Origin of the sequence: Kitasatospora sp. NPDC036755 (genome assembly GCF_040636595.1) — a bacterium.
In the GTDB taxonomy this organism is placed as follows: Bacteria; Actinomycetota; Actinomycetes; order Streptomycetales; family Streptomycetaceae; genus Kitasatospora.
The window spans coordinates 1-12991 of record NZ_JBEZUT010000255.1 but is presented as its reverse complement, the minus strand read 5'-3'; the positions used below and the strand labels follow the sequence as shown (position 1 = coordinate 12991).

Here is a 12991-nt window from a genome sequence, read left to right as displayed (position 1 = left end):
CGAACGGCGCGGTGCCGCGCGGGGCGAGGCCGGCCCCCGCGGGCAGCGGGAGCGTGGTGGTGGAGGCACCGCCGGCGAAGTCGCGGCGCTGCGGGGCGGGCCGGGAGGTCGCACCGGCGGCGGGTTGGAGCAGGAGGACGGCGACGCAGCCGGCGAGCACGGCGGCCGGGAGTGAAAGGCGCATGGAACGGATCGTCGCCGTTGACCGGTCCCCCCGCCACGCCGCTCCGCGCCCGTTCGGCCGCCCCTCCCGACCTCCCACTCGAAGGCCGTAGGCTGGGGCGCACCATGACTGCGCCTTTCGCTGCCGACGCCCGCACCCCCGTCGAGCTGCTGCACGCATTCCTGCGCGGCGGCACGCCTTCGGTCGATCCCGCGGCCCCACTGGTCACCTTCTACGACGACGCCACCGGCGAGCGGGTGGAGCTGTCCGCCCGCACCTTCGACAACTGGGTGGCGAAGACCGCCAACCTCCTCCAGGACGAGCTGAACGCCGGCCCCGGCGACCGGGCGGCGCTGCTGCTGCCCGCCCACTGGCAGAGCGCCGTCTGGCTGCTCGCCTGCTGGTCGGTCGGGGTGACGGCGGTGCCGGGCGGCGACCCTGCCGACGCCGACCTGGTGGTCAGCGGCCCGGACGGGCTGGAGGCCGCCCAGGCCTGCGAGGGCGAGCGGGTCGCGCTCGCCCTGCGCCCGCTCGGCGGCCGCTTCCCGCAGCGGCCGGACGGCTTCCTCGACTACGCCGCCGAGGTGCCCGGCCAGGGCGACCGCTTCGCGCCGTACTCCCCCGTCGCCCCGGACGGGCCGGCGCTGGAGACCGAGGTGGACGGACTGCCGCTGAAGCTGACGGGCGAGCAGACCGTCGCGCTGGCCCGGGAAGGGGCCGTCCGGCTCGGCCTGAAGCCCGGTGACCGCGTCCTGTCCACCCTCTCGTTCGACGACTGGACCGGCCTGGAGGCCGGTCTGCTGGCGCCCCTGGCGGCCGGCGCGTCGGTGGTGCTGTGCCGCAACTCGCAGGCGCTGGACGCCGGGCAGTGGGAGAAGCGGACGGAATCCGAACGGGTGACACTGCGCCTCGGCTAACCCCCGGCCCCGGCCCGGCGGGTAGGGATCGCTGCCATGGCCGAGGACGACACCGAGCACCCCCCGACCGACCCTCCCCCGACGAACGGCTCCCCGCAGGACGCTCCGCCGACGGACACCCCTGCGGACGGGAGCGGACGCCCGCGCCGGCGCCGGCGGTGGCTGATGATCACCGCCGGCGCCGTCGCGTTCCTGCTGGTCGCCACCGGAGCGCTGCTCTGGATCGCCTACCGCACGCTGGACGGCAACATCCGCACCGACTCGGCCACCGACCGGCTGCTCGCCCAGCTGGAGGCCGAACGGCCGAGCCGCACCGCCGGGGCGCAGGGCGCCCGGAACATCCTGCTGATCGGCAGCGACGACCGCTCCGGCGCGAACGGCTCGTACGGCGGCCAGGCGGGCACCGAGCGCTCGGACACCACGATCCTGCTGCACCTGGCCGCCGACCGGCGGCACGCGACGGCGGTCTCGGTGCCGCGCGACGTGATGGTCACCGTCCCCGCCTGCGAGAAGCCGGACGGCGGCCGCAGCCGGCCCGCGCTCATGCAGTTCAACTGGGCCTTCGAGACGGGGGGCGCGGCCTGCTCGATCCGGACCGTCGAGCAGCTGAGCGGCATCCGGATCGACCACTACGTGATCCTCGACTTCAGCGGCTTCAAGACGATGGTGGACGCGATCGGCGGGGTCGAGGTGTGCGTGCCGCAGCCGATCCACGACAAGGACGCCAGGCTCGACCTGCCCGCCGGCCGGCAGAGCCTGCACGGCGAGCAGGCGCTCGGCTACGTCCGCGCCCGGGAGAGCCTGGGAGACGGCAGCGACACCCAGCGCATGGGCCGTCAGCAGCAGTTCCTGGCCGCGCTGATCCGCAAGGTGCAGTCGCAGGGCGTGCTGCTGAACCCGGCGAAGCTGTGGCCGGTGCTGGACGCCGCGACCTCGTCCGTCCGGGCGGACGGCGGGCTGTCCTCGCTCGGCGCGCTGTACGACCTCACCCAGGACCTGCGCGGGATCCCCTCCGCGGACGTGGTCTTCCTGACCGCGCCGCGCCGCCCGTACCGCTACGACTCGGACCGGGACGAGTTCGTGCAGCCGCAGACCGGGCAGCTGTTCGCGGCACTGCGGGACGACCGGCCGGTCGCCGTCCGGCCGCCCGGGTCCACGCTCGCCCGGGGAGCGGGCACGGGCCCGGGTGCGAGCCCGGCGGCGGGACCGGCGGGACCGGTGGGCCCGACGGCCGAGGTGGCGGCGGCGGTGACGGGCGCCGCGGTGGCGAGCGCGTCACCCTCGGCGGGCGCCTCGCCCACCTTCGAGGGACGCACCGCCGACGTGGATTCCTGCGCCCAGCACTGAGCCGGGCGGGCCGGACCGGCCCGGCCGCTCCGGCGCGGCGCTGACGACCGGTCCGGATGCTTCCGCAATTGCTCGGCCACGCATGGTATTTACCTCCGCCCTGCCGGAACATGGCGGAGATCACATCGGGAACGACTCCCCCGTTCGGCTCGTCTAGTGTGTCCGGATCGGCCCGTCCGCACGGGCGGTCCACAGCCGTGACCGGTCGAAGGTAGGGAACCCGCGTGCACGAGGAGCAACCGGAAGCCGGCGGGTCCCGGGTGGACCCGTCCCCCGGCGTCCCCCGGCAGCGCCGGCGGGCCGCCGAGGCACCCGCCGGACCGGCCGCCCCCACCGGGCCCGCAGCACCGCCCGTGGAGGGCCGCCGGGACAGCCGACGGCGGGCGGCCGCGATCGCCAAGCGCACCCGCCGCCGACGGGCCCTCAAGTGGACGGCCGGGGCGGGCGCCCTGGTGATGGTGGCGGGCTGCGGCGGGGCGTACTACCTGTACCGGCACTTCAACGACAACCTGACCTCGGTCAAGGTCCAGCTGGGCGACGAGTCCGAGCGCCCCGCGGCCGCCGGGGACGCCCTGAACGTCCTGGTGATCGGCACGGACAGCCGGGAGGGCCTGGGCCGGGAGTACGGCGACGAGGGCAGCACCGGGCACGCCGACACCACGCTGCTGTTCCACATCGCCAAGGACCGCAGCAACGCGACGGTGATCAGCCTCCCGCGCGACCTGATGGTGCCGATCCCGGAGTGCCAGAACGCCCAGGGGAAGAAGATCCCGGGCTCGGCGCGGAACGAGTTCAACAACAGCCTCGGCCAGGAGGGGCGCGACGCCGGCTGCACCTGGAAGACCGTCGAGAAGATCACCGGGATCCGGGTCGACCACTTCGTGCAGGTCAACTTCGAGGCGGTGAAGACCCTCTCCACCGCCGTCGGCGGGGTCGAGGTCTGCGCGGCCAAGGACATCAACGACTCCGGCTCCCACCTCAGGATGAGCAAGGGGCGGCACGTGGTGCAGGGCGACGAGGCGCTGGCCTTCGTCCGCACTCGGCACGCGGTCGGCCAGGGCGGCGACCTGACCCGGATCCCGCTCCAGCAGCAGTTCATCAGCTCGATGATCCGCAAGATCAAGAGCGACGACACCCTGACCAGCCCGAGCAAGCTCTACAAGCTCGCGGACGCCGCCACCAAGGCGCTCACCGTCGACTCCGGCATCGGCAGCGTGGACAAGCTCAAGGACCTCGCGCTGGACATCAGCAAGGTGGACACCAAGAACATCACCTTCACCACCGCGCCCGTCCTGGACGACCCCAAGGACGAGAACCGGGTGATCCTCAAGCAGCCGGACGCCGGGCAGCTGTTCGCGATGGTCGCGGGCGACCGCTCGCTGACCGAGACCGCCGCCCCGGCCACCCCGGACGCCCCCGCGGCGCCGGCCACCGGCGACCCGGCCACGCAGCCGGCCCCGGCCGCCACCACCCAGGCCGCCACCCCGCCGCCCGTCCGCACCAAGACCGTCCAGCTGACGGTGCGCAACGGCAGCGGCACCCGCGGGCAGTCCGGGCCGACCGTGGAGAAGCTCCGGGCGAAGGGCTTCGACCGGGCCGCGGTCGGCAGCGACGCACCGCCCGCGGACACCACCACGGTGACGTACCCGGCCGGCCTGGAGGCCGAGGCCGGCGCCCTGGCCGCCGCCCTCGGCCTGCCCGCCGACGCCGTCCGGCCGGCCGGGAAGCAGGACCCGAAGGGCGGGCTGCTGCTGGTGCTCGGCAAGGACGTGCTGGCCGCCCCCGCCGGCCCGGCCGCGGTGCCCACCGAGGCGCCCGAGGACCTCCAGCGGGTGCAGGCCGACGACACCGACGTCTGCGCCAAGTAGCTACGCCGGCACGAGGGTTCCGTCCTCCTCCCGGTACCGCTCGGCGGTCCGGGGGCACTGCCACTCGCCGTCCCCGGCGGGCCGCAGCGGCTCGCCGGCCCGGCCCACCCAGCCGATCCGGCGGGCCGGGACGCCGGCGACCAGCGCGAAGTCCGGGACGTCCCGGTGCACCACCGCGCCGGCCGCGACCAGGGCCCAGCGGCCGACCGTCACCCCGGCGACCAGCACCGCCCGGCCGCCCACCGAGCAGCCCCGACGGAGTGTCACCCCCTCGGCCCGCCAGTCGAGCCGGTCCTTGGGGCGGCCCTCGGGGGTGACCGCGCGCGGGTACCGGTCGTTGGTGAGCACGGCGGCCGGGCCGATGAACACCCCGTCCTCGACCACCGCCGGCTCGTACACCAGCGCGTGGTTCTGCACCTTGACCCGGTCCCCGATCCGCACGCCGGGGCCGACGTACGCGCCGCGGCCGATCACGCAGTCCGCGCCGACCACCGCGTCCTCGCGGACCTGGGCGAGGTGCCAGACCGCCGTCCCGGCGCCGATCGCGGCCCGCTCGTCGACGTCCGCGCTCGGCTCGATCCGGGCCGCGCCCGGCCCGCCCTCAACTGTCGCCATGCGCACCGACGATAGCGCCGCCGGGCGGTGCCGGGCAGCGCCACGCGGTGCGGGTCGGTGCGGGGGCTCTGCGGGGGTGCCGCGGAAACGAATCAGCAGTCCGGTCCGGATCAGCCGGTCTTCGAGAGCACGTCCTTGGCGGACGGTCCGACGCTGGCGATCACTCTTCGGGCCAGCGAGCGCGGTGAGGTCAGGAACCCGAAGCCCCAGCTGAGGTGCATGGTCGCGAGGGCCACCGGCAGCAGCGCCCTGGCCCGCACCGACAGGCCGCGGCCCTCGACCGCCGCGCCGCCGAGGATCCCCAGCAGGTACGCGCCGGGCACCGCCAGGAAGGCCGGGTGGACGGCGACACCGAGCGCCAGCCCGACGACGACCGCCGCCAGCGCGGCCGGCGGGGCCAGGTAGCGCATGTTGACCGAGCCCCGGTGGTAGCGGGTGACCACCCGGCGCCAGCGGCCGTAGTCCTTGTACTGCTTGGCCAGCGCGCGCACCGAGGGGCGGGGCCGGTACGTCACCTTGAGCTGCGGGGTGAACCAGACCAGGCCGCCGTCCTGGCGGATCCGGTAGTTCAGCTCCCAGTCCTGGGCGCGGATGAACTCCTCGTTGTAGCCGCCGAGCTTCTCCAGCACCTCCCGCCGGAACACCCCGAGGTAGACGGTGTCCGCCGGGCCGGCCAGGCCGCCGGTGTGGAAGGCCGCGTTCCCGACGCCGATCTTGGAGGTCATCGCGGCCGCGACCGCGTTCTCCCACTCGGTCTCGCCCTCGGCGTGCATGATGCCGCCGACGTTGGCCGCCTCCATCTCGCCGAGCAGCCGGACCGCGGTGGTGATGTAGCCGGGCGTGAGCAGGCCGTGGCCGTCCACGCGCACGACTATCGGATGCCGGGAGCCCCGGATCGCGGCGTTCAGCCCGGCCGGCGTCCGGCCGGTGGGGTTCGCCACCGTCCGCACCCGCGGGTCCTCGGCCACCAGCTCGGCGGCGATCTCCGCGGTGCGGTCGGTGGAGGGACCGAGGGCGATCACCACCTCCATCGGCCCGGGGTACTCCTGGTCCAGGATGCGCCGGACCGCCGTGCGCAGGTGACGTTCCTCGTTGAGCACCGGCATGATCACGGAAACAGCCGGCAGCTCCTCAGCAGCCTTGGTGTTCATCGGGGCCAACCGTACCGGTGCGGACGCGTCCCCGTCTTGTCCCGGTCTGGGCCACCGGGGGCCCCTCCCGGCGCGGAGCCGGTGCTGTGATCAAGAACACCGTACTCCTCCTTACGCGCAGGCCGGAAGCGGTGTGGATCCGGTGCCGGTCCCGGGTGGGTTCAGAGTGCGTAGTGGGCCACGGTGAACACCGCGTAGCCGGTCAGCGCGAGCCGGTTCAGCAGGTGCTGGGGGCCGCCCAGCCGGTCCGGCAGGGCCTGCGCCGGGCGCAGGTCGGGGCGGTGGGCCGCGGTGGCGACGGTCCGGGCCAGCGCCACCGGGTCGTACCGGCCGCCGAAGAGGGCGGCCAGCCGGACCGCCGGGCGGCTGAAGAAGGAGAACTCCCGCCCGCCGTGCAGCCGGATCGTGAGCAGGTTCCGGTGCACGGCCGCCGCGGAGACCTGCGCCCACCGGTAGCTGCGGGTGCGCAGCGCGGTGGCCACCCGCAGGCCGTTGCGGTCGGCCACCAGCTGCCAGGACAGCGTCTGGGCGCAGGCGAGGATCGCCAGCCAGCCGATCCACAGCGGGCGCAGCAGCCCCTCCCACCAGCCGTCGTCGTCGAGCAGCACGACCACGGTGGCGACCAGCAGCGCGGCCACCGGTCCGGCCGCCGCGCGCAGCGGCAGCGGCATCTCCCAGCGGCGGGCGGCCAGCGGCTCGGTGTCCGGACCGGCCGCGGGGGCGGCGGCGACGGTCTCCGCGGTCAGCGCGGCGACGGCCAGTTCGCGCTCGCGGTAGCGCCCGGAGCGCCCGCCGAAGCGCGGGGCCCGGGCGGCGGGGGCGACCACGGAGGCCACCCAGGACGGGTCCCCGTCGAGCAGGCCGGGGCGGACGAGGAGCTGGGGGTCGGGCCCGTCCGGGCCGCCGTACAGCACCGCGGGCACGCTGCGGCCGGCCAGGGCCAGCCACTCGGCGGCCTCCGCCGGGGTCGCCCGGTCGAACAGCTCCTCGAACTCCTCCTCGTCCTCGTCGTGGTCGAGCACCGGCTCGGGGTAGTCGGCCTCCTCGTCCTCCGTCGCCAGGTGCTCGGGCACCCAGGCCGGGGACTCCCCGTCCGGGGCGGCGCGGTGGGCCCAGCGGTAGCGGTCGCGCTCGACCAGCCGCCAGAGTCCGGGGCCGTCCGGCGGTCCGTCCAGCGGCAGCACCAGCAGGTCGCCGCGGGCGTCGGCGCGCACCCGGACGGCGAGCGCGGGGGCGGCGCCGGCGAAGGCGGGCCGGCCGCGACGGGCACTCGCGACGGCGGCCGAGCCGAGCAGCACCAGGCCGGGCAGGGCGATCAGGCCGCCGGCGCTCAGCTGGCCGGAGACGTCGTAGTCGTCACCCAGGGCGCGCACCCGGTCGCCGTCCACCAGCAGCGGGACGGGCTCGCCCGGCCGGGGCCGGTGCTGCCACCAGACGTCCAGGACGGCGGTGCGCTCGGGGTCGCCGCCGGGCGGCTGGAAGCGGACGGTCAGCAGGCCGTCCCGGTCGCTCCCCTCCGCGGTGCCGGTCACCCGGGTGGCGGACGCGGCGGCGGCGTCCGCCCGGGCCTGCGCCCAGAGGCCGTACACCGGGAAGGCCGCGGCGACGACCAGCAGCAGGACGCCGAGGGCGCGGCGCAGCACGGGCGGGCCGTCCCGGTGGACGGGCGAGGGCGCGCCGGCGGCGGTCCAGGGGTAGGGGGCGGGCGGGAGCATCAGCTCGTCCAGCTGCTGGCGGGCCCGGCGGCGCCCGGCCTCGGCGCCGAGCAGGACGGCGGTGAGCAGCACGTGGAGCAGCACCGCGGACCAGCGGGCGGTCGGGGTGACCAGGCCCTCCGGGAGGTACCAGAGCAGTGCCAGGACGACCGGCGGCACGAGCATCCGGACCCGGGCCCGGGTGGCCAGCAGGAGGATCTCGGCCAGCACGGACCAGCCCGCCAGTCCGGAGCCCCAGGTGTCCCGGCAGACGTTGTGGACGTTGCACCGGCCCACGTCCGGCTCCACCGCGCTCGCCAGGAGCACGAACCCGATCGGCACCAGCGCGAGCCGGCGGCCGTCCAGCCGCCAGGCGGTCCGGGCGGCCCGCCAGCGGGCGGCGGCGGCACTGGTGAGGGGCGCGGCGCTGGGCAGCGGCGGGGCGTCCGAGGGGAGCATCGGACGATCATCGCAGCACGTGGGAAACGGAACGCACGTCGGGCGCCGCCGCCCGGCGGGGCCGTCCGCCGGGGCCGGGAACGGCACCGGGGCCGGGCGCTGTGCGCACCCGGCCCCGTTCCCCCGTTCCCCCGTTCCCCCGTGGGTTCCGCGGCCCGGCGCCCCCCGGCGCCGGGTCAGTCCGTCGCGATGGCCGCGAGGACGTTCATGCGTCCGGCCCGGAAGGCCGGGACGAGGGCCGCGAGCAGGCCGATCAGCACCGAGGCGACCAGCGTGACCGCCACCGTGACGGTCGGGACGGAGAGCGTCCCGAGGCCCTGGTCCCGCAGCACCCGCTGGACGGTGACGCCCCAGGCCAGGCCCAGCCCGGTGCCGAGGACGGCGCCGAACACCGCGATCACCACGGACTCCAGCCGGATCATCCGGCGCAGCTGGCGGCGGGAGAGCCCGATCGCCCGCAGCAGGCCGATCTCGCGGGTCCGCTCGACCACCGACAGCGCCAGGGTGTTGACCACGCCGAGCACCGCGACCGTGATGGACAGCGCGACCAGCCCGTAGATCAGGTACAGCAGGGTGTTGATCTGGGACTGGGCGAGCTCCTTGTAGCCGGCCCGGTCCTTGACGGTCAGCTGCGGGTACTCCTTCAGCCCGTCCTCCAGCGCGGTCAGCGTCCTGCCGACGTCGGCGCCCTGGGCGGCCTTGGCGAAGAAGGTCCACACCGGGGGCTGCTCGGTGGCGGGGACGGCCTGCGCCATGGTGTCCATGGCGACGAAGGCACCGGGGCCGAACAGCCCGCCCTTGCCGAGGACCGCGCCGACCGGCAGCGCCTGGGTGCGGCCCTGCCCGTACTCGACGGTGACCCGGTCGCCGACCTTCAGGCCGTGGTCCTTGGCGAAGGCGGCGCCGATCCCCAGCGAGCCGCGCTGGAGCGAGTCCACCGCCCCGGCGTCGACGGTCGGCCGGAAGTCGGTGCCGAAGAAGGACGGCGGCACGGCGGTCAGCTCCGTCTTGGCCCTCTGCCCGTCCGGCAGCTGGATCCGCGCGGCGAAGAAGGCCCGCTGGACGGTGATGTGGTCGATGCCCGGGGTCTTCTCGACGGCCGTCATCACCTCGGGGGCGATCGCGCCGCGGCCGCCGGAGACGATGTAGTCCGCGCCCACCGACTTGTCGATCTGCGCGCTGGTCGAGGTGACGGCCGAGGAGCTGAACACCGCGGAGGCGATCACCAGGGCCAGGCCGATCATCAGCGCGGCGGCGGTGGCGCCGGTGCGGCGCGGGTTGCGCATCGCGTTGCGCTGGGCGAGCTTCCCGGACGGGCCGAACAGCGCCGGCAGCAGCGCGCCGAGCACCCGGACGACGGCCGAGGCCAGCAGCGGGCCGAGCACCACGAAGCCGATCAGGGTGAGCACCACGCCCAGACCCAGGTAGCGGCCGCCGGTGGCCGCCTTCTCCGCCCCGGCGCCGAGGGCCAGCAGCGCGCCGCCGCCCGCCGTCAGCAGCAGGCCGAGGACGGTGCGGACCCGGTCGGCCCTGGCCTCGGCCGGGGTGCCGTGGTCGCGCAGCGCGGCCATCGGCGAGATCCGGCTCGCCCGCCGGGCCGGGAACCAGGCCGCGACCAGGGTGACCACGATGCCCAGCGCGTACCCGGCGACGAACACGTCCGGCCCGATCCGCAGGTCGGCCGCCTTGAGGTCCATGCCGATCGCGGTCATCAGCCGGATCAGGCCGACCGCCACGCCCAGGCCGGCCGCGATCCCGAGGGTCGAGCCGAGCACGCCCAGGATCAGCGCCTCGACCAGCACCGAGCGGTTGACCTGCCGCCGGCTGCCGCCGATGGCGCGCAGCAGGCCGATCTCCCGGGTGCGCTGGGCGACGAGCATCGAGAAGGTGTTGACGATCAGGAAGGCGCCGACGATCGCCGAGACGAAGGCGAAGCCGAGCATCGCGTACTTCAGGAAGCCGAGGCCCTTGCCGATCTGCTCGCTGCGGTCGGCCTTCTGCTCGGCGGCCGTCTTCAGCTGGTAGCCGCCGCCGAGCTCGGCCAGCGCGTCCGCCTTGAGCCGGTCGCCGCCGCGGCTGCCGTCGCCGTACGCGTCGACGGTGCTGAAGGCCTGCTCGCCGAGCAGCGTCAGCTGGGCGGTCGGGGTGTCCAGGAAGCCGAGCGCGGCGCCCGGGTTGGTGGTGGTGAAGGTGGCGATGCCGACGATCGTGAAGTCGTGCCGGCCCAGCGGGTTCTCGACCCTGAGCGTGTCGCCGAGGGCGAGCTTGGCCTTCTTCACGGTGTCCGCGTCCAGCACCAGCTCGGTCGGGCCGCGCGGCGTGCGGCCGGAGGTGAGCTTCACCGGGTTGCTCGGGGCGTCGGTCCAGTTGCCGAGCAGGGTGGGCGCGCCGGTGGTCGGGCCGACCAGCTTGTTGGTGGCCGGGTTGATCAGGACGGCGTTCTCGACCATGACCTGGCCGACCGCGCGCTTGACCCCGGGCAGGGCGGCGACCCGCTGCTCCAGCTCGACCGGCACGGTCGGCGGCTTGACGGCGGCCTGCTGCATCTCGTCGTCGGCCGGCTTTGGCGGCTGGACCGAGAGCTCGGAGGCGGTCGCGGAGAAGAGCTTGTCGAAGGTGCCGGTGGCGGTGCCGGAGAAAACCAGGGTGCCGGAGACGAAGGCCACCGAGAGCACGACGGCGACGAGGGAGAGGGCCATCCGGCCCTTGTGGGCGAGGAAGCTCCGCAGCGAGGTTCTGAGCAGCATGTCGGTGTCGTCCCCGCCGCTCAGCTGGTGCGCTTGCCGTCGAAACGGCGCATGCGTTCGAGGACGGAGTCGGCGGTGGGCGCGTGCATCTCGTCCACGATCACGCCGTCGGCGAGGAAGAGCACGCGGTCCGCGTAGCCGGCGGCGACCGGGTCGTGGGTGACCATCACGATGGTCTGGCCCAGTTCGTCCACCGAGCGGCGCAGGAAGGTGAGCACCTCGGCGCCGGAGCGGGAGTCCAGGTTCCCGGTGGGCTCGTCGCCGAAGATGATCTCGGGGCGGGCGGCCAGTGCCCGGGCCACCGCGACGCGCTGCTGCTGGCCGCCGGAGAGCTGGGCGGGGCGGTGCTTGAGCCGGCCGGACAGGCCGACCGTCTCCACCACCTGGTCCAGCCAGGCCTGGTCGGGCCTGCGCCCGGCGATGTCCATCGGAAGCGTGATGTTCTCCAGCGCGTTCAGGGTCGGGAGCAGGTTGAACGCCTGGAAGATGAAGCCGATCTTGTCGCGCCGGAGCCTGGTGAGCTGCTTGTCCCTGAGGCCGGTGATCTCGGTGTCGCCGATCCAGATCCGCCCGGAGGTGACGGTGTCGAGGCCCGCCAGGCAGTGCATCAGCGTGGACTTGCCGGAGCCCGAGGGGCCCATGATCGCGGTGAACCGGCCGCGCTGGATGTCGACGTCGACCGCGTCGAGGGCGGTCACCCTGGTCTCGCCCGCGCCGTAAGCCTTGGTGACCTGACGGGCCGACGCGGCGACGGCGGACGCTCCGCCGGGAAGCTGGGGGTCGTACACGGCTGCTGCCGTCGTCACTGGTCTCTCCTATGGAAGTCGCGCTCACCCGTCGGCCCCCAGCCTCGCGGGTCCGCCCGCCGCGCGACATGGCGCAGGCGGTAGTCCTCGACCGGGAGTTGTCCCCACCCTCCCGGTGGACCTGGCCACAGGACCCGGTGGAACCGGGCCGCTTCCTGACGGGCGGGGACGTGTGAACCACGTTAGGAGTCGTCGGCGGAGGCCTCGTCATCCGCCGGAATGAAGCCGCTCAACCAAGGTTCTACGGGCCGCGGCGCCGCTCCCCCTAGGGGTCGCCGCGGCTCGTCTCGGGGACGCCCCGTACGGGCCGCGGCGACGGCGGGTCAGCTCGTCAGCGCCGGTGCGGCCAGCCGTTCCAGGGCGGTGGCGAAGCCCTCCACGACCGGGGCCAGCAGCACCTCGGTCTCGCGCTCCAGCAGGGTCGTCCCGTCCTCCCGGGCGGTGACGTGGCGGTCGAGCACGAACCAGCCCTGGGTGATGTGGCCGGCGCCCATCGAGCTGAGCACCGGGCGCAGCGCGTAGTCCACCGCGAGGACGTGGGCGGCCGAGCCGCCGGTGGCGAGCGGCAGGACGGCCTTGCCGGCCAGGGCGTACTGCGGGAGCACGTCCAGCAGGGCCTTCAGCAGGCCCGAGTAGGCGGCCTTGTAGACGGGGGTGCCGACGACCACGCCGTCGGCGCGGGCGAACAGCTCGGTGACGGCGACGATCTCGGGGTGGTCGAAGTCGCCCGACAGCAGCGCGTGCGCGGGCAGGCTGCGGGCCTCGAAGGGGACGACGTGGTGACCGCGCTCCGCGAGCCGCGCGTCGACGTGGCGCAGCAGGCGGGTGGTGCGGGAGGTGGCGGACGGGGAGCCGGAAACGGACAGGACGACGGCCATGGGTTCACCTCTGGCTGGAAGCGGGGCGGCACGGGGGGCGAGGAGTGGGGGAACTCGACGGGTGCTCGTCAGCCGCGACAGAGCGAACAGGCCACACCACGCCGCAGGTCGACGTGCCGCCGACGCGTGAGTGCCCAACGCTGATCCATGTTCGGAATGCAAACACGCCGCGTTCGAGCCGGTCAAGAAACGTTTCAGCACTCAGAACGGGGGGTGTCCGGACGTTACGGCGGAACGATCCGGTGCGTGCACGCTTGCGGCCGTTCCACTGGGCGAGCTGGCCGGCGATCTTGATCATGTTGGGGTCGTGCGAGGCGATCATCGGGTAGCCCTCGCCCGCCATCAG

The 12991-nt window shown here is 74.8% G+C and carries 10 protein-coding genes and 1 pseudogene; 3 read left to right on the top strand and 8 right to left on the bottom strand.

Annotated elements, in window-relative coordinates; genetic code table 11:
• Positions 1–184, bottom strand: a 184-nt coding sequence (locus AB0E96_RS29970; RefSeq protein ID WP_359828912.1) for a hypothetical protein, incomplete at its 3' end; no start/stop codon positions are given.
• A gap of 104 nt (positions 185–288) precedes the next feature.
• On the opposite strand from AB0E96_RS29970, the gene AB0E96_RS29965 reads away from it, so the two are divergent.
• From AB0E96_RS29965 to AB0E96_RS29955, 3 genes are all read left to right on the top strand, one after another.
• Entirely contained in the window at positions 289–1080 is a 792-nt protein-coding gene (locus AB0E96_RS29965) for a TIGR03089 family protein (protein WP_359828911.1), read from the top strand.
• Positions 1081–1116: 36 nt separating this feature from the next.
• Positions 1117–2427 (top strand): LCP family protein, encoded by a 1311-nt coding sequence (locus AB0E96_RS29960; RefSeq protein WP_359828909.1) that lies wholly within the window; start codon positions 1117–1119, stop codon positions 2425–2427.
• A gap of 224 nt (positions 2428–2651) precedes the next feature.
• Positions 2652–4295, top strand: a complete 1644-nt coding sequence (locus AB0E96_RS29955) for an LCP family protein (RefSeq protein ID WP_359828908.1) — start codon at positions 2652–2654, stop codon at positions 4293–4295.
• Here the strand turns inward: AB0E96_RS29955 and AB0E96_RS29950 are convergent, their stop codons facing one another.
• The 7 genes and pseudogenes from AB0E96_RS29950 to AB0E96_RS29920 form a co-directional block, all read right to left on the bottom strand.
• Complete coding sequence (locus AB0E96_RS29950) at positions 4296–4910, bottom strand: acyltransferase (protein WP_359828906.1); 615 nt, start codon at positions 4908–4910, stop codon at positions 4296–4298.
• 110 nt (positions 4911–5020) lie between these two features.
• Positions 5021–6061 carry a glycosyltransferase family 2 protein gene (locus tag AB0E96_RS29945; RefSeq protein ID WP_359828905.1) on the bottom strand — a complete coding sequence of 347 codons (1041 nt, stop codon included), beginning with the start codon at positions 6059–6061 and terminating at the stop codon, positions 5021–5023.
• A 161-nt stretch (positions 6062–6222) separates the two neighbouring features.
• Complete coding sequence (locus AB0E96_RS29940) at positions 6223–8214, bottom strand: hypothetical protein (protein WP_359828904.1); 1992 nt, start codon at positions 8212–8214, stop codon at positions 6223–6225.
• A gap of 176 nt (positions 8215–8390) precedes the next feature.
• On the bottom strand, positions 8391–10961 hold the full coding sequence (locus tag AB0E96_RS29935) for an ABC transporter permease (protein WP_359828902.1): 2571 nt from the start codon (positions 10959–10961) through the stop codon (positions 8391–8393).
• Between the two features lie 20 nt (positions 10962–10981).
• Complete coding sequence (locus tag AB0E96_RS29930; RefSeq protein WP_359828900.1) at positions 10982–11767, bottom strand: ABC transporter ATP-binding protein; 786 nt, start codon at positions 11765–11767, stop codon at positions 10982–10984.
• Between the two features lie 323 nt (positions 11768–12090).
• Positions 12091–12645: an NADPH-dependent FMN reductase gene (ssuE, locus tag AB0E96_RS29925; protein ID WP_359828898.1), complete on the bottom strand. Its 555-nt coding sequence runs from the start codon at positions 12643–12645 to the stop codon at positions 12091–12093.
• A 4-nt stretch (positions 12646–12649) separates the two neighbouring features.
• A pseudogene (locus tag AB0E96_RS29920) lies at positions 12650–12991 on the bottom strand (hypothetical protein); the annotation flags it as partial.